Origin of the sequence: Halomonas sp. M20 (genome assembly GCF_020622265.1) — a bacterium.
GTDB lineage: Bacteria > Pseudomonadota > Gammaproteobacteria > Pseudomonadales > Halomonadaceae > Modicisalibacter.
Window position 1 is genome coordinate 507784 of sequence record NZ_JACNMQ010000001.1, and the last position, 22843, is coordinate 530626.

At 57.6% G+C, this 22843-nt stretch carries 21 protein-coding genes and 1 riboswitch; of the genes, 12 read left to right on the forward strand and 9 right to left on the reverse strand.

From position 1 onward, the window contains the following. Positions 1-65: 65 nt before the first annotated feature. The gene (locus H7850_RS02455) at positions 66-674 is read right to left on the reverse strand and encodes a class I SAM-dependent methyltransferase (protein ID WP_227367802.1); all 609 of its coding nucleotides are present in this window, start codon (positions 672-674) and stop codon (positions 66-68) included. A gap of 486 nt (positions 675-1160) precedes the next feature. On the opposite strand from H7850_RS02455, the gene cyoA reads away from it, so the two are divergent. The 6 genes from cyoA to H7850_RS02485 all read left to right on the forward strand — a co-directional run bounded on the left by cyoA (position 1161) and on the right by H7850_RS02485 (position 6592). Further along, complete coding sequence (gene cyoA / locus H7850_RS02460) at positions 1161-2078, forward strand: ubiquinol oxidase subunit II (protein ID WP_227367803.1); 918 nt, start codon at positions 1161-1163, stop codon at positions 2076-2078. A gap of 4 nt (positions 2079-2082) precedes the next feature. Continuing rightward, on the forward strand, positions 2083-4068 hold the full coding sequence (gene cyoB, locus H7850_RS02465; protein ID WP_227367804.1) for a cytochrome o ubiquinol oxidase subunit I: 1986 nt from the start codon (positions 2083-2085) through the stop codon (positions 4066-4068). Between the two features lie 7 nt (positions 4069-4075). Continuing rightward, a complete protein-coding gene (locus tag H7850_RS02470; RefSeq protein WP_227368527.1) occupies positions 4076-4687 on the forward strand; it encodes a cytochrome o ubiquinol oxidase subunit III in 612 nt (203 codons plus the stop codon). After that, entirely contained in the window at positions 4684-5022 is a 339-nt protein-coding gene (gene cyoD / locus H7850_RS02475; protein WP_227367805.1) for a cytochrome o ubiquinol oxidase subunit IV, read from the forward strand. The genes H7850_RS02470 and cyoD overlap by 4 nt, the downstream gene beginning before the upstream one ends. Before the next feature lie 14 nt (positions 5023-5036). Next, entirely contained in the window at positions 5037-5921 is an 885-nt protein-coding gene (cyoE, locus tag H7850_RS02480) for a heme o synthase (RefSeq protein WP_227367806.1), read from the forward strand. Between the two features lie 101 nt (positions 5922-6022). Then, positions 6023-6592: a YceI family protein gene (locus tag H7850_RS02485; protein ID WP_227367807.1), complete on the forward strand. Its 570-nt coding sequence runs from the start codon at positions 6023-6025 to the stop codon at positions 6590-6592. An 84-nt stretch (positions 6593-6676) separates the two neighbouring features. Here the strand turns inward: H7850_RS02485 and H7850_RS02490 are convergent, their stop codons facing one another. From H7850_RS02490 to H7850_RS02525, 8 genes are all read right to left on the reverse strand, one after another. Beyond that, the gene (locus H7850_RS02490; protein ID WP_227367808.1) at positions 6677-7801 is read right to left on the reverse strand and encodes an aminotransferase class V-fold PLP-dependent enzyme; all 1125 of its coding nucleotides are present in this window, start codon (positions 7799-7801) and stop codon (positions 6677-6679) included. Between the two features lie 215 nt (positions 7802-8016). Then, positions 8017-9120 carry a L,D-transpeptidase family protein gene (locus H7850_RS02495; protein ID WP_227367809.1) on the reverse strand — a complete coding sequence of 368 codons (1104 nt, stop codon included), beginning with the start codon at positions 9118-9120 and terminating at the stop codon, positions 8017-8019. Between the two features lie 182 nt (positions 9121-9302). Next, a complete protein-coding gene (gene thiC, locus H7850_RS02500; RefSeq protein ID WP_227367810.1) occupies positions 9303-11192 on the reverse strand; it encodes a phosphomethylpyrimidine synthase ThiC in 1890 nt (629 codons plus the stop codon). A 71-nt stretch (positions 11193-11263) separates the two neighbouring features. After that, entirely contained in the window at positions 11264-11932 is a 669-nt protein-coding gene (gene tenA / locus H7850_RS02505) for a thiaminase II (RefSeq protein WP_227367811.1), read from the reverse strand. A 61-nt stretch (positions 11933-11993) separates the two neighbouring features. Next, positions 11994-12135: riboswitch (TPP riboswitch) on the reverse strand. A 52-nt stretch (positions 12136-12187) separates the two neighbouring features. After that, positions 12188-12547 carry a DUF4870 family protein gene (locus tag H7850_RS02510; protein WP_413614136.1) on the reverse strand — a complete coding sequence of 120 codons (360 nt, stop codon included), beginning with the start codon at positions 12545-12547 and terminating at the stop codon, positions 12188-12190. Positions 12548-12621: 74 nt separating this feature from the next. After that, positions 12622-13869, reverse strand: a complete 1248-nt coding sequence (locus H7850_RS02515) for a PQQ-dependent sugar dehydrogenase (RefSeq protein ID WP_227367813.1) — start codon at positions 13867-13869, stop codon at positions 12622-12624. 64 nt (positions 13870-13933) lie between these two features. Further along, entirely contained in the window at positions 13934-14872 is a 939-nt protein-coding gene (locus tag H7850_RS02520; RefSeq protein ID WP_227367814.1) for a lysophospholipid acyltransferase family protein, read from the reverse strand. Positions 14873-14935: 63 nt separating this feature from the next. Then, on the reverse strand, positions 14936-15316 hold the full coding sequence (locus H7850_RS02525) for a VOC family protein (protein ID WP_227367815.1): 381 nt from the start codon (positions 15314-15316) through the stop codon (positions 14936-14938). Between the two features lie 37 nt (positions 15317-15353). Here H7850_RS02525 and H7850_RS02530 point away from each other — a divergent pair, with 37 nt between their 5' ends. From H7850_RS02530 to H7850_RS02555, 6 genes are all read left to right on the forward strand, one after another. Then, on the forward strand, positions 15354-15998 hold the full coding sequence (locus H7850_RS02530; RefSeq protein WP_227367816.1) for a class I SAM-dependent methyltransferase: 645 nt from the start codon (positions 15354-15356) through the stop codon (positions 15996-15998). A gap of 93 nt (positions 15999-16091) precedes the next feature. Beyond that, positions 16092-17492, forward strand: a complete 1401-nt coding sequence (locus H7850_RS02535; RefSeq protein WP_227367817.1) for an MFS transporter — start codon at positions 16092-16094, stop codon at positions 17490-17492. 140 nt (positions 17493-17632) lie between these two features. Next, on the forward strand, positions 17633-19426 hold the full coding sequence (locus tag H7850_RS02540) for an acyl-CoA dehydrogenase (RefSeq protein ID WP_227367818.1): 1794 nt from the start codon (positions 17633-17635) through the stop codon (positions 19424-19426). 14 nt (positions 19427-19440) lie between these two features. Then, on the forward strand, positions 19441-21069 hold the full coding sequence (locus tag H7850_RS02545) for an acyl-CoA synthetase (RefSeq protein WP_227367819.1): 1629 nt from the start codon (positions 19441-19443) through the stop codon (positions 21067-21069). A 32-nt stretch (positions 21070-21101) separates the two neighbouring features. Next, a complete protein-coding gene (locus H7850_RS02550) occupies positions 21102-21950 on the forward strand; it encodes a 3-hydroxybutyryl-CoA dehydrogenase (RefSeq protein ID WP_227367820.1) in 849 nt (282 codons plus the stop codon). Positions 21951-21992: 42 nt separating this feature from the next. Continuing rightward, a complete protein-coding gene (locus H7850_RS02555) occupies positions 21993-22766 on the forward strand; it encodes an enoyl-CoA hydratase/isomerase family protein (RefSeq protein WP_227367821.1) in 774 nt (257 codons plus the stop codon). Positions 22767-22843 lie beyond the last annotated feature (77 nt).

Genomic DNA, 22843 nt, shown 5'->3' on the forward strand with positions numbered 1-22843 from the left:
GGGCCATCATGGCCCCTCGATAGGTTATGAAAGTAGAGAAATCATGCTCAAAGAGTTGATGATCTTTATGAACTGCATCGATAAAAATGTGCTGGAAGAAAATTCAGCGGTATGAAATCGCGCTGCACCTTGGGAAAGGTCTTGTTCAGGTGGGGGAGTACGCTCGGCGAGAATTGATAGAGCAGAAAGGCGCCGCTCGGGGCTATTACCTGCTGAGTCGAGCTCAAGATGCTGTCCTTGACCGGGCCTGGCAGAGTGCTCAACGGTATACCGGCAATTATGTAATCCGCCTGGCCGAGCCCACGTTCAGTCAGCACCTGTTCGATGTTCTCCGCCGATTCGTGCATTATCTCGAGTCGCGGATCCGGACAGGTCTGCTTGAGAAACTCGACGAAATCCTCATTGGTTTCAAGCACCAGCAATGTAGCCTCCGGGTGCATCTGACGGAGTATCTCACGAGTAAAAGTGCCTACGCCGGGACCGTATTCGACCAGTACTCGAGCATTCTGCCAATCGACATGAGAAAGCATGCGCCGAACCAGAAAAGGAGAGCTTGGAATGATCGAGCCAAGCATTTTCGGATGCTTGAGAAAATTCTTGGCAAAGAGGAAGAACTGCTTGCTTTGTGACATGGGTTGCCGAGAGTCCTTCGTTCCTTGCTTACTGAATTCCATGTTTGAATTTCCTTGTCGTCAGACGGCTTGGGATTGTTTCATTACCTTAGGGCAACAAGCGCTTCAGGAAAAGAAATAATGTCATCTGGGCTGTTGATGCTTTGCGTTTTGTCACACAGTGAAACGGTTGGTTAGTGGTATTTAAAACAACATACCCTGACACTTCATCGTCGATGGTGACACTGCGACAATTTGTAATAGGCTGCGACGGACTGCGGCAAAACGCCACTTCTCAACTTCCCTGAAAAGGCATGAAAATAGCTGCCCTCCAGCAGGTACTCATGGCTCCATAGGATGCTGCTGGCGTTCAGCTCGTCTTTCGGCGTGTTCTTCGCCTTGTCAAGTGCTAAAAATATCAGTCTCGATCCATTCGCAAGCAAGTGCCTATTGGTAAGCCACAGGACGATAGTCATCTGCTTGAATTTAGCGTGCTAACGAACACCCTGTTCCGCGTATGCCGCCTTTCGGGCTTCAAGAGGTCATGTAATGAAAAAGAAGCATTTCAGTCTTTTCATAGGATTATCGTTACTGTTGCTGCTCGGTGGTTGCGATGCAGCATTGATAGATCCTCAAGGGCGGGTAGGGGAACAACAGCTAACGCTGATCCTGACGGCTTTTGGTCTGATGATGATCGTCGTTATCCCTGTCATCGTGATGACGATACTCTTCGCCTGGCGGTATCGCGAAAACGGGGAAGCAACCTATACACCTGACTGGGCACATTCCAACGCCATCGAAACCGTCGTCTGGTTCATACCATTCGTCATCATTGCATTCCTGGCCTGGCTCACTTGGCAAACCTCACACAGTCTGGATCCTCATAAGCGGCTAGAAAGCGATATCGAGCCCATGGAGATTCAAGCGGTGTCGCTGGACTGGAAATGGCTTTTCATTTACCCGGAGCAGGGTATTGCCACCGTCAACGAGGTGGCTTTTCCCGCAGGCGTGCCAGTGCACTTCAGGGTGAGTTCCGGCTCGGTAATGAATTCGTTCTTCATCCCAGCCTTGGGTAGCCAGATCTATGCCATGGCGGGCATGGACAACGACGTTTATCTGGAGGCTGATAATACCGGCACCTATTCCGGGCGCTCCGTTCATTACAGTGGTGCCGGCTTCTCGGGCATGATCTTCGATGCCATTTCAACCACTGAAGAGGGGTTTGACGACTGGGTCAATAAAGTCAGGGAGTCGTCCAAGTCGCTGAACTTCCCGGAGGAGTACTACGTGCTCGCGGAGCCTACCAGGAATCATCCAGTAGAGTATTTTTCCGAGGCATCCCCCGAGCTTTACACGCAAATACTGGAAAGTTTCCACGGAGGTAGCGGCGGATCGCAGCAGGGAAAACACAGGGAGCAAGGCGGCGACCACCAGGGTACGCCAATGAGCGCAGAGGCAGCGGAGTAAGACTATGTTCGGAAAACTAAGCTTAGAGTCGATTCCATATCACGAGCCCATCATCATGTCCGTGGTGGTCGTCATCGCGCTCGGTGGGATTCTTCTGTTTGGACTGCTGACCTACTACAAGAAGTGGATGTACCTGTGGACGGAGTGGATCACCTCCGTCGATCACAAGAAACTCGGTATCATGTATTTCATCGTGGCCCTGGTCATGCTGATACGCGGCTTTTCGGATGCCATCATGATGCGGACTCAGCAAGCCATTGCTGCCGGCGGCGCCGAAGGCTATCTACCGCCGCATCATTACGATCAGATATTCACCGCTCATGGCGTGATCATGATCTTCTTCGTGGCCATGCCCATGGTCATCGGCTTGATGAACCTGGTAGTGCCGCTGCAGATCGGCGCACGGGACGTTGCGTTTCCATTTCTTAACAACTTGAGCTTCTGGCTGTTCGCGGCAGGCGTCGTGCTGGTCAACGTATCGTTGTTCGTTGGGGAGTTTGCCAAGACCGGCTGGCTTTCCTACGCGCCGCTCTCGGAGTTGCAATACAGTCCCGGGGTCGGGGTGGATTACTGGATATGGGCGTTACAGATATCTGGGATAGGCACGACGCTGACGGGCATCAATTTCTTCGTCACCATTCTGAAGATGCGTACCAAGGGCATGACTCTGTTTCGCATGCCGATCTTCACCTGGACCTCGCTTTGCGCCAACGTGCTGATCATTGCCTCGTTCCCGATTCTGACGGCAACGATCGCCATGCTGACGCTGGATCGCTATCTGGGTATGCACTTCTTCACCAATGACTTTGGCGGCAACATGATGATGTACGTCAACCTCATCTGGGCCTGGGGTCATCCGGAAGTGTATATCCTGATCCTGCCGGCGTTCGGTGTTTTTTCCGAGGTCATCGCGACTTTCTCCAGAAAGCGTCTGTTCGGTTACGCCACCTTGGTATGGGCGACCGTCGCCATTACGGTGCTCTCTTTCATCGTCTGGTTGCACCACTTCTTCACAATGGGTTCAGGGGCCAACGTCAATGCCTTCTTTGGCATCATGACAATGCTTATCGCAATACCCACCGGTGTGAAGATATTCAACTGGCTGTTCACCATGTTCCGTGGACGATTGCAGTTCACCTCACCGGTTCTATGGACACTGGGTTTCATCATTACTTTTACTCTGGGTGGCATGACTGGGGTAATGCTAGCCGTACCTGCGGCTAACTTCGTCCTGCATAACAGCCTGTTCGTCATTGCTCACTTCCATAACGTGATCATCGGCGGCGTGGTCTTCGGCATGATGGCCGGTATGACCTATTGGTTCCCCAAGGCCTTCGGTTTCACCCTTGACGAGAAGTGGGGCAAGCGTTCGTTCTGGTGCTGGTTCACGGGCTTCTATCTGGCTTTCATGCCGCTTTATGTACTGAGCTTCTTTGGCGCGGCGCGGCGTATGCAGTCCTATGCAGAGACCGAGTGGCAACCCTGGTTCATTCTGGCTGCTATAGGTGCCTTGGTCATTCTGGTGGGTATCGCCTGCACCATCATTCAGATCGTGGTCAGTATTCGCGATCGCAAGAAGAATGCGGATATAACCGGCGATCCCTGGGATGGGCGCACGCCGGAGTGGGCTACTTCATCGCCTGCACCGTTTTACAACTTTGCGCATCTTCCTGCGATTGGCGGCGTCGATAGCTTCTGGGAGGACAAGCAGAAAAATGGCCCTAATGCTCAACTGAGCGAGCCGCCCTATGAAGATATTCATATGCCCAAGAATACCGTGGCGGGGCCAGTCATGGGGGCTATTAGTATTGCGCTTGGTTTTGCCTTGGTATGGCATATCTGGTGGTTGGTAGGGGTCAGTGCAATAGGCCTGTTCGTGACCTTCATGCTGCGTGTCTTCAATGACGACATCGACTATTACGTCCCTGCTGCGGAAGTCGAGCGTATTGAAAATGCGCACAAACAAGAGCTGAAGGAGTTGCGAGCGTAATATGTCAATGCACACAGAGACTTTTAACGACGCTCATACTGGAGAGCATGAGCACCACGACGCCGCAGGAATGAAGGTCTTCGGTTTCTGGGTTTATCTGATGAGCGACCTGATCATCTTCGGGTCACTCTTCGCCACCTATGCCGTGCTCATGGAGGGCACGGCAGGCGGCCCGTCCGCTGCGGATATTTTTGAACTACCGTTCGTTCTGGTCGAGACCTTTCTGCTACTCTTTTCGAGTTTCACCTATGGCATCGCCGTACTGGAGATGAACAAGAACAAGGTGGCGCAGGTCAAGCTATGGCTAGGCATCACCTTTGTGCTGGGTGCAGCATTCATAGGCATGGAGATTTACGAATTCCAGCATTTGATTCATGAAGGGTTCGGACCGGATCGCAGTGCTTTTCTGACTGCATTCTTCACCCTGGTCGGCACCCACGGCCTACACGTGACATTCGGCCTGATCTGGATTCTGGTAATGCTGATTCAGCTATCTACCAAGGGCCTGACCGATGCTACTCGCCCACGAATCATGTGCTTGAGCTTGTTCTGGCACTTCCTTGATGTCGTTTGGATATGCGTCTTCTCCTTCGTCTACCTGATGGGAGTCCTAGTATGAGCAACAGCAACCCGGATACCGTGCCAGGCAGCGCGAGTCATGGTAGCGTTAAGTCCTATGTCATCGGTCTGATTCTATCCATCGTGTTGACCGTGATTCCCTTCGCCGCCGTCATGACCGGCGCCTTGAGTATCACGACAACGGTACTGACTATTGTCATCGCGGCCGTACTGCAGGTTCTCGTGCAATTGGTCATGTTCATGCACTTGAACACCAAGTCGGACGAAGGATGGAATTTCATGTCCCTCGTGTTTGCGGTGACGATACTGGTTCTCGTGGTGGGGGGTTCATTATGGATCATGCATCATCTACATCTGAACGTAATGATCAGCTAGCGTCGCACCCTGCGATGCTCAAGGACTTCCTCGCCATCACCAAGCCAGGCATCATTTTAGGGAATCTTGTCTCGGTGACCGGCGGCTTCTTCCTGGCGGCACATGGAAGACTGGAAATGGTGCCTTTCTTGGCCGCGTTGTTGGGCGTGGCCTTGGTGATTGCCTCCGGCTGCGTATTCAACAACGTCGTTGACCGGGATATCGACGTCAAGATGCGGCGCACGCAAGAGCGGGCGCTGGTGAAAGGCGTCATCTCCGTACCGGTGGCGCTGGCATATGCCACGTTTCTGGGTATCGCCGGGATAATACTGTTGTATTGGTTGGCAAATCCGTTGGCCGCGTTTTTTGCGGTTGTGGGTTTCGTCGTCTACGTCGGTTTTTATACGCTCTGGCTCAAGCGCAACTCGATACATGGAACGCTTGTCGGAAGTCTTTCCGGGGCCATGCCTCCAGTCATTGGCTATTGCGCCGCAAGCAATCAGTTCGATCTCGGCGGTGCCATTCTGCTGTTGATCTTCAGCCTCTGGCAGATGCCGCACTCCTATGCGATTGCGATCTTTCGCTTCGACGACTACCAGGCAGCATCGATTCCGGTCTTGCCGGTCGAGAAAGGCATTCCCGCAGCCAAGCGCTCCATCGTGCTGTACATTGCTGCCTTCACTGCGGCGGTGCTGGCGCTGTCTCTGACAGGCTATGCAGGCGTTGGCTATCTGGTCGTCGCAGGTGCAGCGAGCTTCTATTGGCTCTATTTGGCCGTATCCAACTACCATTGGATCGATCATGCGGCCTGGGCAAGAAAGCAGTTTGCTTTCTCCATCATAATGGTCATGATCCTGAGCTCAATGATGGTAATCGAGTTTGGCGTTTCATCGACCGTGGCGTTGCTGGCGAGCACTTGAACCTCTTCGGTTCGTTTCTACACGAACTTCTCGTGAGCAAAAACGTCTCCAGTAAGAAAATAACTTCTATTCCGGCGGTGTGCCCATGGGGAGCGAATGCCATGCGTTCGAGCGTGATGCTGATGTTCGGTATAGGGATGCTGGCAGTGTTGGCTACTGCACAAGCGGCCGCAACTCCCTGGAACATCGTTCAAGATAAAAGCCGGCTGGGTTTTATCGCGATTCAGGAAGGCGATGAGTTCAAGGGTGAGTTTGGCAACTTCAATGCCGAAATGCGTTTCTCGAAAGAAGCCCTCGACGAAAGCCAATTCGATGTCTCTATCGATGTGACCAGTATCGACGCTGGCAATTCCCAGCGAAACGATACGCTCCCGGATGAAGAGTGGTTCTTCTTCGAACGCTTCCCGAAAGCCACCTATGTCACTTCGATCATTCGAGAAGGGGAGGATGCGCCCTTCGAGGCGATAGGTACCTTGAACCTGCGCGGCTTGGCGCGGGAGATCGTTCTACCCTTCGAATGGCGGACCAAGGGTGATCGCGCCTTCATGCAGGGGCGGGCGAGTTTCGATCGTCGGCAGTTCGACATAGGGCAAGGAGAGTGGGCCAGCGATGATGTCGTTGGCTATCCGATACAGGTAATCGTCGACTTGACCCTTGAGCGCGCCAAATAGAATAAAAAGAGCGCGCCCAGGCTAGGCCTGGGCGCGCTCTTTACCATCTTGCCATCGCGTCGACTATTTGATGCATGCTGGTAGTTAACCGATAACGTTGTTCAAGGCCTGCTCTAGATTTTCGACGCTACGCTCGACATTGTGCAGCTTGTCGAGACCGAACAATCCGATGCGGAAGGTTTGGAAATCATCCCCCTCGTCACACATCAAAGGCACGCCGGCGGCGACCTGAACGCCTTGCTGGCCAAACTTGCCCGCAATTCCTGCATCGTCGGTGTAGCACACCACCACGCCGGGCGCCTGGAACCCCTCGGCCGCAACACTCTTGAAGCCGTGATTGCTTAGCATGGTGCGCACGCCTTTGCCCAGCTCCCACTGTTCGTCGCATACCTTGTCGAAACCGTAATCCTGGGTCTCTTTCATAACGTCTCGCAGCTGAGCCAGGCCGTCCGTGGGCAGGGTGGCATGATAGGCATGGCCGCCATTTTCATAGGCTGTCATGATGTCGCGCCACTTGCGTAGATCTGCCGCAAAACTGCTGCTGTTGGTCTCCTGAAGTCGTGCTTCGGCGCGCTCGGAGAGCATGACCATGGCACAACCCGGTGAGCCGCTCCAGCCCTTTTGCGGGGCGCTGATCAAGACGTCTACCCCGCTTGACTGCATGTCGACCCAAGCAGTGCCGGAGGCGATGCAGTCGAGCACGAACAGGCCATTTACCTTGTGAACCGCATCCGCCACCTGCTTGAGATAGTCCTGGGGTAAAATCATGCCTGCAGACGTCTCGACATGAGGGGCGAATACCAGATCCGGCCGCTGCTCCTCGATACTGGCCACGACCTCCTCGATGGGTGCCGGAGTGAAAGGAGCCTGCTTGCCTTCCTCAATGCGACGCGCCTTCATCACGGTGGATTGCGCCGGGATGTTTCCCATTTCGAAGATCTGTGTCCAGCGGTAGCTGAACCAGCCGTTGCGAATCACCAGTACCTTGCGATCCTGAGCGAATTGCCGAGCCACGGCCTCCATGCCGAAGGTGCCGCTGCCGGGCATGATGATGGCGCTGTGAGCGCTGTAAACATTCTTGAGCATGCCCAGTACGTCGTTGACCACAGCCTGAAAGGCCTTGGACATGTGGTTGAGGGAGCGATCGCTGTAGACCACCGAATACTCGAGCAGGCCGTTGGGATCGACATCGGGCCGTAAACCGGGCATTTCTGTACCTCCATATCATTAGCGGTAGCGATGACTTCAACACTCTAGGATATGCGTAAACATCGGTAACGACTAGGCTGTATCTGAAAAGTCGACGAGCGATGGCCAGACAAGGCAAAAACCGACGAAAAGACGGAGTTTACGCGGTGTAAATGAGTACTTTGAGTCGGTTTTTAACGCTGTATGAGCGAGCGCAGGCACTTTTCAGACATAGCCTAGCGCGTTTCAACGGGGCGTGCTTCTACCGGTGCAGTCATGACGCTTTCTGCAAGGGGTTCCGCATCGAGTTTGTCGGTGTTGCCGACCGTCGCCGCAAGCTGGCTATAAAGCGCGTAATGCAGAAGCAGTCGATCGTAGAAGGTCGTTTCCAGCGGGAACGGGCGACTGGATAGCAGCAGCGAGGTGGCAATACCGCTGGGGTTTTCCAGCTCCTTTTTCAGAATGGCATTATCGATCAGAAAGCCCCGGGCGTTAGCCTGCTCGATGGCAGTCTCGGTAGCCTTGCCGATGCGTATCGCCTTGGCTTCCGGTGTCTCTTCGGGTACGGAATACGCTTGTATCTCAAGCAGATTCTCGGCAGTCCAGCCAAATTTGACCGGCTGATTGATCAGGCGAACCGTCGTTCCTTTCGGTACCCGGTAAATGAGATTCTCGATATCGTCGGACAGCATCCGAATGCAGCCGTGGGACACGCGCATGCCGACCCCATCCGGACGGTTGGTGCCATGAATCAGATAGCCCGGTATGCCCAGGATGATGGCATAGTCGCCCAGCGGGTTGTCAGGGCCGGGCGGTACGACCCGAGGCAGTATGTCCCCGTTTTCGGCATGTTCGGCGATAACGCTTTGTGGCGGGTACCAGCTTGGCTGCTCTACCTTGGCGGTAATCTGAGTGGTACCCAGCGGCGTTTTCCAGTCCATGCGCCCGATACCGATGGGGTAGGTTTCGACGCTAGCGGGCTCACCGGAGTAGTAGTAGAGCCTCAGCTCGGCGAGATTGATCACGATGCCTTCCCGGGGCCCGGGCGGCAGAATATAGCGGGTAGGCAGTAATACCTCGGTGCCTTCCCCCGGTAGCCAGATACTGGTATCCGGGTTTGCCTGGGTGATCGCGTTGTACCCGACGTTATTACCCAGGCCAAGATCGAGCAAGGTATCGTCTTGCGAAGCCGTGACGGTGGTTGTCTGGCCCACGATTTCGCCCTGCTCGGGCAGGGGGTAGCGGTGTTGCGCTGTGTCCTGTTCGGCCAGGGTGGTAGCGGAGAATGCCAGCGCGCCGAGTAGCGCCCAGCCTTTCAGTTGTCGTCGCCGTGGGTGCATCTAGTCGAACCTTGCTGGTGATGAAAGGGGGGAGCGCGAGCACTGTCTAAAAGTAAAGTTATGTAACTTTAACCCATCGGGCCAGCGAGGTCCAGCGGGCGTCAGCATAATAGCGAAATCATCACCGGTCTGGGACCGGTGATGACAAGCAGCCTTAACGCCTTTCACGGCAAAAGCAAGGCTCAGACTTCCTTGTAGAGTGCGGCACCTTCCTCACGGAACTTCGCAGCTTGTTCCTCCATGCCTTTCATTACCGCCTCCCGATCACCTTCCAGGCCATTTTCCCTGGCATAGTCGCGTACTTCCTGGCTGATCTTCATGGAACAGAACTTGGGTCCGCACATCGAGCAGAAGTGCGCCATTTTGGCGGAGTCCTTGGGTAGGGTCTCGTCATGGTATTCGCGGGCGGTATCCGGGTCCAGGCCCAGGTTGAACTGATCTTCCCAGCGGAACTCGAAGCGCGCCTTGCTGAGTGCGTTGTCGCGGCGTTGGGCGGCGGGGTGACCCTTGGCGAGATCCGCCGCGTGGGCGGCGATCTTGTAGGTGATGATGCCGGTCTTGACGTCGTCCTTGTTGGGCAAGCCCAGGTGTTCCTTGGGAGTCACGTAGCAGAGCATGGCGCAGCCGTACCAGCCGATCATCGCCGCGCCGATGCCGGAGGTGATGTGGTCGTAACCTGGTGCGATATCCGTGACCAGCGGCCCCAGGGTATAAAAGGGTGCCTCGTCGCAGTATTCGAGCTGCTTGTCCATGTTCTCCTTGACCAGGTGCATGGGCACGTGGCCGGGGCCCTCGATCATCACCTGGACATCGTGCTTCCAGGCGATATGGGTCAGCTCGCCCAGGGTCTTGAGTTCCGCCATTTGCGCCTCGTCGTTGGCGTCCGCCACGGAGCCCGGGCGCAGGCCGTCGCCCAGCGAGAAAGCAACGTCATACTGTTTGCAGATCTCGCAGATTTCCTCGAAATGGGTATAAAGGAAACTTTCCTGGTGATGGAACAGGCACCACTTGGCCATGATCGAGCCACCCCGGGAGACGATGCCGGTGGTGCGCTTGGCCGTCAGCGGCACGTAGCGCAGCAGCACCCCAGCGTGGATGGTGAAGTAGTCCACGCCCTGCTCGGCCTGTTCGATCAAGGTGTCCCGGAACACTTCCCAGGTCAGGTCCTCGGCCACGCCCTTGACCTTCTCCAGTGCTTGGTAGATGGGAACCGTGCCGATGGGCACCGGCGAGTTGCGGATGATCCATTCCCGGGTCTCGTGAATGTTCTGCCCGGTGGACAGATCCATGATGGTGTCCGAGCCCCAGCGGATGCCCCAGGTCATCTTGTCGACTTCCTCCTCGATAGAGGAAGACACCGCGGAGTTACCCAGGTTGCCGTTGATCTTCACCAGGAAGTTGCGCCCGATGATCATCGGCTCGGTTTCCGGGTGGTTGATGTTGCAAGGAATGATCGCCCGGCCTGCCGCGACCTCGTCTCGCACGAACTCCGGGGTGATCTCCTCGGGCAGGTTGGCACCGAAGTTCTGCCCTGGATGCTGGTGATCGAGGATGCGTTCGACTTCCTCTGTACCCAAGGCCTGAAGACGCTGGTTCTCGCGGATGGCGATAAATTCCATTTCCGGGGTGATGATGCCCTGGCGGGCATAATGCAACTGGGTGACGTTGTGGTCCGGCTTGGCTCGACGTGGGGTGCGGGTCAAGTCGAAGCGCAGCGGGGCGAGCATCGGGTCGTTGGCTCGGCGCTGGCCATATTCGGAGGAGGGGCCGTCGAGGAATTCCGTATCGTCGCGTTCCTCTATCCAGTCTCGGCGCAGTTCAATCAGGCCACGGCGCAGGTCTATATTCGCCTGCGGGTCCGTGTAGGGGCCGGAAGTATCGTAGACCAGCAGCGGCGGATTCTGTTCGTCCTCCCCGGTGGTGCGGGTCGGCGACAGGCTGATCTCGCGAAAGGGCACGCGAATATCCGGGCGCGAGCCTTCGACATAGAGCTTGCGCGAGCCGGGAAGCGGCTTGACGGCGGCCTGGTCGACCTGGGCGGTTTCGTTGAGAAAGTGGGCGGTCTTGGGCATTGGATTGTTCCTCTTTATGGCTATTGGTGTGGGGTGTAACAGGAGCAGGAGCGGTTGTGACGAAGGCGTTGTTAGAAGGCTTGGTCCAGCCCCATCTGCCAGAAGTCGATTTCCAGCCGGGTGGCGTCTCGGAAGATGGAGGCGAGTTCGTCGAAGCGATCGCTGGTCACAGTGGTGAGGCGGGCGTCCAGCCATTCGACCTCGGCGCCCGTGGCGGCCTGGAAGTCGTCGCTTTCGTACATGGCGATCCAGGCATCGAAGGGGTTTGCCTCGCCGCGCCGGGTATCACGCTGGGCGTTGAGGTAGTTGGCGATCTCGCCGTATCCCACCAGGCACGGGGCCAGCGCCACGTGCATGTCGAGCAGATCGCCGCGATTGCCGGTATCCAGGACGTAGCGGGTATAGGCCAGAGTGGCCTTGGCTTCGGGCAGGCGTGCCAGATCGTCTTCGCTGATGCCCCACACCCGGCAATAGTCCCGGTGCAGGTCGAGTTCGACATCGATGAGGGTTTTGAGGCCTTCGAAGCCATGGCGCAACTCGGCCATGTTGCGGCTCTTGTAGACCGCCAGGGCGTAGGCGCGGGCGAAGTGGATCAGGAACAGATAGTCCTGCTGCAGATAGTGGCGAAAGGCGTCCCGGGGCAGGGTGCCGGCGCCGAGCTGGCGCACGAAATCGTGCTGAATGTAGGCGTGCCATTCGTCCTGGCAGGCGGCTTTCAGGTCGTCGAAACGGTAGCTCATGGTGTCCTCCAGGCGAAATGACGATCCGGAGGCGCGGGAAAATCGAAGTGGGGGAATATGGCAAGATCCACCGCTTGAATCCCTACGCCGGTACCCGCCTGCTTTCGCAGACATTAGCCGGATCAGGTTCAACGGGTCGGTGCTCACGCTTTTAAAAAAGCTACACCTCTCAGCCGGATTCGCCGGCACCCCGTCAAGCAAGTGCGTTCAGTCTAGCAAGTCAGCCGTAATTTAAAAGGCCTGACGTAGATATCGTTACCACAGCCAACTGCCCGGATTGGCCGGCGGTTGGCGACGGCGCAGGTCGCGCAGGCCGATGACGCAGCGCACGATCAACCACACCAACAGCAGTGGCCAAATCAATATTCCCACTAGAATCAGACTGAGTATGAAGGCAATGATGGAGTAGAGCGTACCGATCCAGAAAGTACGGATCTGATAACGATAATGTTCTTTCAGCCAGGGCGAAGCGTCACCTCGATAGACGTAGGCCATGATCACGCCAATCAATAGGGTGACATTGGCGGTAATCAATCCTGCCAGATACAGCACGTAGATGATTTGAGGGACGCTGATTTCATCCTTCGTCGCGACCGGGGAAGTGGACATCGCCATCTCCGAAGATAGTGTATGGCCGCTATCTTCCCATGGTCCGAGCTGTAGTTCGAGTGCCGCTTTTTATGCGATCTTCAATCGTCCGGTTTGCTGAGCAGATTACCCATGGCCAGGTTGTCATTTGCGAAGGAAACCCGATAAAGGCCGGTTTCGCCGCTGTCGGAAGTGAAATAGAACGTACTGCTATCGGTAAAGGCAATACCGACGGGGCGTGCCCAACGATTGCCCTGTTCGTCTTGAAAGCCGGTCAGCAGTTCGTGAATCTGCCCATTGCCCGAGGAGTCGAGCGCAATGCCCGCAATCAAAGGCTCGCGCCGTGTTGCCGGATCGCCGGAGGCGCCGCCATCCGGTTTCGTGGCCCAGCTACCGCGCACGGCTACCACTGCATCCAATCCAAGTGAGCTTCCTTGCGGGACGAAACTCAAATCCATGGGAGCGCTACGGGCAGGAAAAGTCGCTACGAAGTTACTGATGTCTTCGACGGGACGTGGCGATTCGCCATTGATGCAATCGTCACGCCGATACTCGCCCTCTATCCACTGGAACCAGGGCATGCCAAAGAAATTCCCCTGTTCGGCACGCACCAGTACTTCACGAGGTTCCTCATAGCCCCAGTGATCCGGCCCGTTGTTGGTAGCGTAAAGCGTGCCCTGATGATCGAAGGCCAGCCCGACCGGGTTGCGCAAGCCGGTGGCGTAAGGCTGCCACTGTGGAGAATCGCCTCTTTCATCGAGCACCATGATGCCGCCACGCTGATTCTCGAAGCGATAATCGTCGCCGATATACTGATTCGAGCAGTTGCCCTGAATACCCAGTGCCACATACAGCCGCTCGTCCGGGCCCGTTACCAGGGTGCGAGAGCTGTGGCCCCCGCCACCGGGGATTCGCACGACTCTCGCGAAGTCATTCTCGCCGGGTTTATCACCCGGACGGTAATCCGCTGCCAGCAACGCGTCGGTGGTGGCCACATAGAGTTTCTCGCCGCGCTGGGACACGCTGTGCGGGTAGTCGTCGAATCGAACCAGTATCTCCCCCTGCTCATAGGGGGGCGATAGTCGATAAACCCGCCCCGCCTGGCTGCCGATGAACATTTCACCGTCTCTACCCAGGCTGATCAAGCGTGGCACTGCCAGGTCGGCGACCTTGCTGATGGTGGTGCCCGGTGGTGCCATGAGTTGATGGTTGGTATTGGCGACATCTACCGGGACAAGCCCATCATGATTTTGTTGGGCATTCAGCGATGACGAAGCGATTAGTGCAAAAAGGGCGAGGTTTGCAGCGGCGAAAGCAGGGCGCTGATTGAAACGTGAATCCAGGGCCATATCGTGGACTCCTTGACTTTTATCCGTATCCAATCAGTGTAGACAACGACTTTCAGGGTAAGCGCTATCGTTTTTGGTAAATGCGGAACTTCTTGTGTTCAGGATGATTCTGTTCCTGCTCCGGTGTCTTGCGGTAGCGTTTGTATTCCCATTGATACTGCACTGGCGCTAGCGCAATGGCGTCTTCGACGCAGGCATTGACGCCTCGTGCCGATACCGTTTCATCCGCGGAATAGACGCGCTCGTCCGCTGGCAGAAAATGAATCGCGAAGCCGCGACCCGAAAGACGCAAGGCCACACCGGTGACCACCCGCGATTGCGTGCGGGCTACCAGCTTGGGCAGTAGCGTAGCGGTATAGGCCGGGCGGTGATAGAAGTCGGCGAACACGCCGCTGCCCCAACTGGGAACCTGATCTGGCAGGATGCCGACTGCTTCACTGCGCTTGAGTGCCTTGAGCAGGGACGCCACCCCGCGGGAGTTGGTGGGCACCAGGGCCGCTCCCATGCGCTCGCGTCCATGACGGATGGTAGGCTCCAGAGCGCAGATCCTGGGGGGCTCGTACATGGCAGTAAAGGGAAAATGGCTCGATAGCCAGAAGTTGAGTATTTCCCAATTACCGAAGTGAGGCGCCAGGACGATCACACCGCACCCTTGCCCCCGAGCCTCATCGAGAAGCTCGCGACCATGCACTTCTAGGATGGAGGCTTCGATACGAGACGGCGGTGCCATCCAAGCAAAGCCCAGCTCAAGCATGGTGGCGGTCGAGTGAACAAGGCTTTCCCTGCTTCGGGCATGTCGTTCGGGGCGATCGAGTTCAGGATAAACGTCCTTGAGATTGACGTTCGTGACATAGCGTTCGCGTTGGCTGAAGCGATGAATCTGAGGGCCGATCACTCTCGCCAGGCGCCATAGCGCGTGAGGGGAACACTTCGCCAGTAGGCGCCACAACAAAATGATGGCCTGGGCACGAAGCTTATGAGCAGGCTTCTTTTTCTTGGTCATGAAAGCGAAAGAGGAAACATTATGTTCAGTATGAAAAAAATGATCGGGTGACGATGGGAATCATCAACGATCAGGACGGCAGATTTCAATCAGATTACCGTCCGGATCGCGCAGATACAAAGAAATGATAGGCCCCTGAACGCCCCGCCGTGGAACCGGCCCTTCCTCGATGGGAATTTTTAGCGTCTCGAGATGCGTCTGCACCTCTTCCAGAGGTAGCACGCTTCGCACGCACAAGTCGATACTGCCGGGAGTAGGGGTACTCGCCTTGGGATTCGAGGCGGTATCGGTCTGGTGCAGGCGTAGCGCCATATCCCCCAGAATGAGATCGACCCGCGCCGCCTCCTGGTAACGGGCCTCCAATCCCAGCACGCGGGTATAGAAATCCACCGCGCGAGAAATATCGGTGACGGTGACGACCAAGTGATCCAGGCCAGTTAACATAGCAAGCTCCACGTGCATTCAGAATAAGGATACGACGTTGACCCAACTACTGTCGTGCCCTCTGTGCATTCATGATGACATCCTGCATTATCATCAGGATCGGCGCCGGGACTACTGGCAGTGCCAGCGCTGTGCGTTGGTCTTCGTGGCTGCTTGCCAGCAGCTTGGCTCTGAGGCCGAGAAGGCGGTGTATGACCGCCATCGTAACTCGCCCCATGATATGGGCTATCGTCGTTTTCTGTCGCGGCTGTTCATCCCGTTACAAGCCCGGTTGCCCCCCGGTGCCCAAGGGCTGGATTTTGGCTGCGGGCCAGGGCCGACGCTGTCGGTGATGTTCGAAGAGTCGGGGCACCCCATGGCGCTTTACGATCTCTACTACGCCCCGGATCGAGACGTCCTTGAGCGCTCTTACGACTTCATCACTGCCTCCGAGGTGATCGAGCATCTGGCGTCGCCGGGTCAGGTGTTAATGGAGCTCTCCGAGCGGCTTCATCCCGGTGGCTGGTTGGGGCTGATGACCAAGCGCGTGATCTCCCGAAAAGCCTTCGCCGATTGGCACTATATCCAGGACCCGACCCATATCAGTTTCTTCAGCGAAACGAGCTTGCGTTGGCTGGGTAAACGCCTGGATCTGCAAGTTTCCTTTCCCGCCGCCGATGTAGTGATCATGCAGAAGCGATAGTCCGTATTCAGTGCGCTATCGCGTCATCAGCGCCTTGAAGCGCGCATAAGATCGCGCGGCAAGGCACGCTCTTTCCAAGAGGCCTCTTTATTCATGTCACGGCAGCTACTGGCCATGGCGTTAGCCCCTTTATTGGGACTATTCATCCTGGCGATCGGCAATGGGTTTCTTGCCACCTTGATCACACTGCGCCTGGACGCCGCGGGCGAGTCTACCGTCATCATCGGATGGGTTTCCTCGGCTTATTACATCGGCTTGGCCTTTGGCGCGATGTTCAACGATCGCCTGTTGCTGCGTATTGGCCATATTCGTGCCTATGGCAGTTTCGCATCGCTGGTTGCCGTGACGGTATTGTTGCAAGGGCTCTGGTTCGACCCTTACGCTTGGTTTGTGCTGCGTTTGATCGGCGGCTGGGCCACGGTCGGCGTCTATCTTGTCATCGAAAGCTGGCTATTGACTTCCAGCGAACAAAAAGTACGAGGGCGCCTGCTGGCGCTGTACATGATCGCGCTCTACGCGGCGGGGGCGATCGGCCAGCTATTGCTGGGGGTGACGGACGCCATGGGCGTGACCGCTCCTTTCATGGTAATCGGCATGCTGGCCGCGCTTTCGGTGCTCCCCATGGCGGTGCTCCCACGGGTATCGCCGTTGATCGAGCAGGCCGAGCCATTGCCACCCCATCGCTTGATCATCATCACGCCCACAGGCGTCACCGCGACGTTTGGTTCGGGTCTCGCCGTGGCAGCGGTGTATGCGCTATTGCCTTTGTATCTGCAAGGCCTAGGGTTGTCGGTCGCGCGTATCGGCCAGATGATGGCGATAATGGTATTGGGCGCCATGCTGTTGCAGTACCCCATCGGGCGCTGGTCGGACCGCCACGACCGCCAGCTGGTGCTAATTCTCCTTGGCGCCTTCTTCGCACTGATTTCATTGGGCATGATCATGCTGCCGCAAAAGCAGTGGATGCTAGCAGGCCTTCTGTTCCTGCTTGGGGGCGGTGTCTTTGCGCTTTATCCAGTGGCGCTCAGCCATGCCGCGGATCGTGCGCCGGCCGGGGCCCTAGTGCGCATGAGCCAGGGCCTGCTGTTGATCAATGCGCTTGGCTCCACCATCAGCCCGCCCTTGGTCACACCCGTCATGAGCTGGTTCGGGGACGCTGGCTTGTTCTGGTCGCTGGGTAGCCTTGGCGTGTTCCTGGTGCTGTTCTTTACCTGGCGCCGCAGCGTGCGGCCCGCACCGATACCGGTGGCACCGTTCGCCTCCAATGCTCCAATGACTGTGATCGGCGCCGAACTTCATATCACCGAGGAGCTGGTGCAAGGCGCCACCGAGCACGAGCACTACGAAGATCTCTCTCGGGTCGTGCCGAATATCGAGGTGGCCGAGGCGTTTGTCGGTCCGCCCCGAGAGGAGGATGCGACGATCAGCTACTTCGATACGGATACGGATGCATCGTCCGGTATCGACACGTCACTACCGGTACGGTTTTCCTGACCCCTTCTGACTACGGCTTGCAGTGAGCCAGCGCCCGACGATATGCCCGTCGGGCGCTTTTGGTTGCGGCGTTTGGCTAGTGGTCAATAAGCGCCAAGGCCTCTACCATCAGATGTATTCCTTATGGTCAGGAGGCTTTCATGATTTCTTATACGGCACCAGTGCGCGACTATCGTTTCGTGCTTGAAGAACTGCTCGAGCATGGTTCCTTGAGCCTTCCCCATTTTGACGAGACCAGCCCCGATCTGATCGAGGCGGTGCTGGAAGAGGCGGCAAAGCTGGCCAACGAGGTCTGGGCGCCGCTCAATCACAGCGGTGATCGCCAGGGCGTGCGGCTCGAGGACGATCAGGTAAGTACTCCGCAGGGCTTCATTGATGCCTATCGCGCCTATATCGACGGGGGCTGGAATGGCATCGGTGTCTCGGAAGCCTTGGGTGGCCAGGGCCTGCCGGAGGTAGTGGCCAGCGCCGTGCAGGAGATGCTGCATGGTGCCAACATGGCCCTTGGCCTGTGCCCGATGCTCACCGCCGGCGCCATCGAAGCGCTGGCCCAGCACGGAGACGACAAGCTCAAGGCGCTTTATCTGGAGAAGCTGGTGAGCGGCGAATGGACCGGCACCATGAACCTGACCGAATCCCAGGCCGGCTCGGATTTGTCCCAGGTACGCACCAAGGCCGTTCTGGAGGACGATCGTTACCGTCTTACTGGCCAGAAAATCTATATCACCTGGGGCGAGCACGATATGGCGGAGAACATCGTGCACTTCGTTCTCGCTCGGACGCCAGACGCCGCCGAAGGCAACAAGGGCATCTCGCTGTTTTTGGTGCCCAAATACCTGGTCAATGACGATGGCAGCCTGGGGGAGCGCAATGATGTGGTCTGCGCCTCTCTCGAGCACAAGATGGGCATTCATGCCTCACCTACCTGCACCCTGAGCTTCGGCGAAAAGGACGGTGCCATCGGCTATCTGGTGGGCGAATCCGGCCGCGGTTTGAATCACATGTTCACGATGATGAACGAGGCACGCCATAAGGTCGGTGTCGAAGGCATCGGCGTGGCCGAACGTGCCTGCCAGCAGGCGCTGGGTTATGCGCTGGAGCGTGTGCAAGGGCGCACCCCCAAGGCGCGAGGCGGAGCCTCCTGCACCATTGCCGATCACCTGGATGTACGTCGCATGTTGCTTTCCATGCGCGCCCGTACGGACGGCCTGCGGGCATTGGCGCTGTTCTGCGCCGCTCAAATGGATCAGGCCCGCTATGCTACCGACGATGAGACGCGCCGGCATGCCCAGGGCCGGGTGGACATGCTGATCCCGGTGGTCAAGGCGTTCTCGACGGATCAGGCTATAGATATCACCTCCCTTGGCATTCAGGTACACGGTGGCATGGGATTCATCGAAGAAGCCGGTGCGGCTCAGTTACTGCGAGACGTGCGTATCGCGCCGATCTATGAAGGCACCAACGGCATCCAGGCGCTGGATCTGGCGGGTCGCAAACTGCAACGCGATGGTGGGGCAGCGCTATGCGCCTTGATAGATGAAGTCGAGACCACCGCCCAGTCGCTTTCCGACCACGCGATGTTGAAGGCGCAGGGCGATAGTTTGGCCACTGGTGCGGCGGATCTGCGGGCTGCCATGGCGATTCTTCTGGAAGAGGGCGGCGATGCGGATAACGGCCCCGATGCCATCCAGGCCTATGCCACGCCGTTCCTGTCACTGGCCGGCCATGTGCTGTGTGCCTGGCAAATGGGGCGCGCCGCGTTAGTTGCCCAATCAGCCCTGGAGAACGGCAAGGGCGATGACGCTTTCTACCGTGCCAAGTTGGCAAGCGCCGACTTCGCCCTGCGCCACTGGCTGCCGGTGGGGCGCGCCCAGCGGACGGTGATCGAGGCGGGCATGACCACGCTGTTGGATTTTGAGCCTGCAAGCCATTGAGAGGAGGCATCACCATGTCCAGTATCTTCGAGCAAGGCCTGCCCCAGACGCCGGCCAATCATGTGGCGCTATCGCCGCTGACCTTCATCGAACGCACCGCCCAGATTTATCCAGACTACCCGGCGGTGGTCCACGGCGAACTGCGCCGTGACTGGCTCACCACCTGGCAGCGCTGCCGGCGTCTGGCTTCGGCGCTTGCCGGGCGCGGCATTCAGCCGGGTCAAACCGTGGCCGCCATGCTGCCCAACGTGCCGCCCATGTTCGAGGCCCACTTCGGCGTACCCCTGGCAGGCTGCGTACTCAACACCCTGAACATTCGCCTGGACGCCGAAGCCATCGCCTACATGCTCGCCCACGGCGAGGCTAAAGCGATTCTGGTCGATCCAGAGTTCGCCGATGTCATCGAAGAGGCGGTGGCCAAACTGGATGATAAGCCGCTGGTCGTCGATGTGGCGGACGCTCTGTTCGAAGGCGAGGCTCGGCGCATCGGCGAGATCGAGTACGAGGACCTATTGGTCGAGGGCGACCCTGAGTCGCCGTATCGTCTGCCCGAAGACGAATGGCAGGCCATCTCGCTCAACTATACGTCCGGCACCACTGGCAAACCCAAGGGCGTGGTCTATCATCATCGCGGCGCCCACTTGAACGCGGTGAGCAATATCCTTGAATGGGCCATGCCGCACCATCCGGTCTACCTATGGACCCTGCCGATGTTCCACTGCAACGGCTGGTGCTTTCCCTGGACCATTGCCGCAGCAGCGGGCACCAATATCTGCCTGCGCAGGGTCGAGGCACGGAAGGTCATGGAGCTGCTGGTCGACGAAGAGGTCACCCACTTCAGCGGCGCGCCGATCATACTCAACGGCCTGGTCAATCTGTCCGAACAGCACAAGCGTATGCTGGAGCATCCGGTCAAGGTCACCGTGGCCGGGGCCGCGCCGCCGGCCACGGTGATTTCCGGAATCGAAACTCTGGGCATTGAAGTAACCCACGTTTACGGTTTGACCGAAGTTTACGGGCCGGTCACGGTATGTGCCTGGCGCGAATCCTGGAACGAACTACCGCTGGAGGCGCGTGCCAAGATCAAGGCGCGTCAGGGCGTACGCGGTCACATGCTGGAGGCACTTTGCGTCGCCGACTCCGAAACCCTCGAGCCGGTGCCCAAGGACGGCGAGACGATCGGCGAGATTATGATGCGGGGCAACAACGTCATGAAAGGCTATCTGAAGGATGTGAAGGCCACTCAGGCGGCACTCCAAGGTGGTTGGTACCACACCGGCGATCTGGCGGTGTGGCATGCGGATGGCTACATCGAAATCAAGGACCGCCTCAAGGACATCATCATTTCCGGCGGCGAGAATATCTCCACCATCGAAGTGGAAAATGCCATCTACGCCCATCCGGCGGTAGAGGAAGCCGCAGTGGTGGCGCGCCCGGACGAAAAATGGGGCGAGACGCCCTGTGCCTTTGTCAAACTCAAGCCCGGTCATGAAGAAACCACCGCCGAGGATATCATCGCCTATTGCCGTGAGCATCTGGCCCGTTTCAAGGTGCCGCGCTACGTGATATTTGGCGAATTACCCAAGACCTCCACGGGCAAGATCCAGAAATTCCTGCTGCGCGACGAAGCGCGCAAGCAATGATGGTTCAGCAGTAATACAAAGGAGACACACGGATGAGCAGCAATCGAATCGGCGTCGTCGGTGCCGGCACCATGGGGCAGGGGATCGCCCAGGTATTGGCCAGCAGCGGCTGCGAGGTGCAATTGTACGATGTCGCCGATGAGCAGCTTGAACGCGCCAAGGGCGGCATTGGTAAAGGCCTGGACAAGCTGGTCGCCAAGGAACGCCTGTCTGCTGACGATCGCGATAGCGCTCTGAAACGCCTCGAGACCACCTCCAAGCTCGACGCTCTCAAAGGCTGCGAGATCGTCATCGAGGCGGCTCCGGAGAACGAGGAACTCAAGGAACGGCTGTTTCGCGATCTCAGTCAACTGGGCAAGGACGTGATTCTTGCCTCCAACACCTCATCATTGTCCCTGACCCAGTTGGCGGCGGTGTGTGAACACCCTGAGCGGGTGGTAGGCATGCACTTCTTCAATCCGGTGCCGATGCTCAAACTGGTCGAGGTGATTCGCGCCGAACAGACCTCTGATGCCACGGTGAAGAAGATCGAGCAGCTTGCCGAGAAGATGGGCAAGACTGCCGTACCCATCGCCGATTCCCCGGGCTTTGCGGTCAACCGCCTGCTGGTGCCCATGATCAACGAGGCCGCCTTCCTGGTGCAGGAAAATGCCGCTACCCCCGAGGCGATCGATCAAGCCATGAAGCTCGGCGCCGCCCACCCCATGGGACCGCTGGCCCTGGCCGACCTGATCGGATTGGATGTGTGCCTCTCCATCATGGAAGTGCTGCAGGAAGGCTTCGGCGATCCCAAGTATCGACCCTGCCCGCTGCTCAAGCGCATGGTGGCCGCGGGCTATCTGGGCCGCAAGAGCGGGCGCGGCTTTTACAATTATGAATAGTGGATACAAATAGTTGAGCACAGCGACGAATAAGGAGGTTTTATGAGCGAAAAACTGATCGACGTGACCGAAAAAGAAGGGGTGGTACGCTTGACCCTGAATCGGCCCAAGGCACTCAATGCGCTGAACTCCGCACTGATCGCGGAACTCAACCAGGTGCTGGTCGAGCTTGAACAGCGCAGCGATCTGCGCGCTGTCCTGATCACCGGGGCTGGCGAGAAATCCTTCGTTGCCGGGGCCGACATCAGCGAGATGCGCGACAAGACTCCGGAAGAAGCGCGGGTCTTCGCCAGCCAGGCACTGACCACGATCAAGCGACTCGAACGTCTACCAGTGCCGGTCGTGGCCTTGGTCAACGGCTTCTGCCTGGGTGGCGGCTGCGAGCTGGCCCTGGCCTGCGACTGGGCCATCGCCAGCGACAATGCCATCTTCGGCCAGCCGGAAGTGGGTCTGGGCGTGATCCCCGGCTTTGGCGGCACCCAGCGATTGCCGCGCCGGGTCGGCCCTGCCTTGGCGCTGGACCTGATCACCACCGGACGCAAGATTGATGCTGCTGAGGCCCTGCGCATCGGCCTGGTCAATCGCGTGGTACCGGCGGGTGAACTCGATGCCGTGGCGGAAGAGCTCACCAAGCAATTTGCCGGCAATGGTCGCCAGGCAATTCGCGCCGCCAAGCAAGCCATTCATGACGGCATGGATCAGGACCTGGACAGCGCCCTGGCGCTGGAAACCAGCCTCTTCGCCCTGGGCTTTGCCGGTGAAGAGCAAAGCGAGGGCATGGGCGCGTTCGTAGAGAAGCGCAAGCCGAACTTCTGAACAGAGTATTTTTTGGTGGTTAATTACGGCAATGGCGGAGACGCCATTGCCGTAATGCTTTGTTTGCATTTCGGCTG

Excerpts from the sequence above, each read along its gene's own strand:
- H7850_RS02535 (WP_227367817.1), top strand. The coding sequence starts at position 16,092 with ATGTCACGGCAGCTACTGGCCATGGCGTTAGCCCCTTTATTGGGACTA.
- H7850_RS02515 (WP_227367813.1), bottom strand. The coding sequence starts at position 13,869 with ATGGCCCTGGATTCACGTTTCAATCAGCGCCCTGCTTTCGCCGCTGCA.
- H7850_RS02510 (WP_413614136.1), bottom strand. The coding sequence starts at position 12,547 with ATGGCGATGTCCACTTCCCCGGTCGCGACGAAGGATGAAATCAGCGTC.
- H7850_RS02490 (WP_227367808.1), bottom strand. The coding sequence starts at position 7,801 with ATGCCCGGTTTACGGCCCGATGTCGATCCCAACGGCCTGCTCGAGTAT.
- H7850_RS02555 (WP_227367821.1), top strand. The coding sequence starts at position 21,993 with ATGAGCGAAAAACTGATCGACGTGACCGAAAAAGAAGGGGTGGTACGC.
- H7850_RS02545 (WP_227367819.1), top strand. The coding sequence starts at position 19,441 with ATGTCCAGTATCTTCGAGCAAGGCCTGCCCCAGACGCCGGCCAATCAT.
- H7850_RS02455 (WP_227367802.1), bottom strand. The coding sequence starts at position 674 with ATGGAATTCAGTAAGCAAGGAACGAAGGACTCTCGGCAACCCATGTCA.
- cyoA (WP_227367803.1), top strand. The coding sequence starts at position 1,161 with ATGAAAAAGAAGCATTTCAGTCTTTTCATAGGATTATCGTTACTGTTG.
- tenA (WP_227367811.1), bottom strand. The coding sequence starts at position 11,932 with ATGAGCTACCGTTTCGACGACCTGAAAGCCGCCTGCCAGGACGAATGG.
- H7850_RS02525 (WP_227367815.1), bottom strand. The coding sequence starts at position 15,316 with ATGTTAACTGGCCTGGATCACTTGGTCGTCACCGTCACCGATATTTCT.
- cyoB (WP_227367804.1), top strand. The coding sequence starts at position 2,083 with ATGTTCGGAAAACTAAGCTTAGAGTCGATTCCATATCACGAGCCCATC.
- H7850_RS02470 (WP_227368527.1), top strand. The coding sequence starts at position 4,076 with ATGCACACAGAGACTTTTAACGACGCTCATACTGGAGAGCATGAGCAC.
- H7850_RS02495 (WP_227367809.1), bottom strand. The coding sequence starts at position 9,120 with ATGCACCCACGGCGACGACAACTGAAAGGCTGGGCGCTACTCGGCGCG.
- H7850_RS02540 (WP_227367818.1), top strand. The coding sequence starts at position 17,633 with ATGATTTCTTATACGGCACCAGTGCGCGACTATCGTTTCGTGCTTGAA.
- thiC (WP_227367810.1), bottom strand. The coding sequence starts at position 11,192 with ATGCCCAAGACCGCCCACTTTCTCAACGAAACCGCCCAGGTCGACCAG.
- cyoE (WP_227367806.1), top strand. The coding sequence starts at position 5,037 with ATGCTCAAGGACTTCCTCGCCATCACCAAGCCAGGCATCATTTTAGGG.
- H7850_RS02520 (WP_227367814.1), bottom strand. The coding sequence starts at position 14,872 with ATGACCAAGAAAAAGAAGCCTGCTCATAAGCTTCGTGCCCAGGCCATC.
- cyoD (WP_227367805.1), top strand. The coding sequence starts at position 4,684 with ATGAGCAACAGCAACCCGGATACCGTGCCAGGCAGCGCGAGTCATGGT.
- H7850_RS02550 (WP_227367820.1), top strand. The coding sequence starts at position 21,102 with ATGAGCAGCAATCGAATCGGCGTCGTCGGTGCCGGCACCATGGGGCAG.
- H7850_RS02485 (WP_227367807.1), top strand. The coding sequence starts at position 6,023 with ATGCGTTCGAGCGTGATGCTGATGTTCGGTATAGGGATGCTGGCAGTG.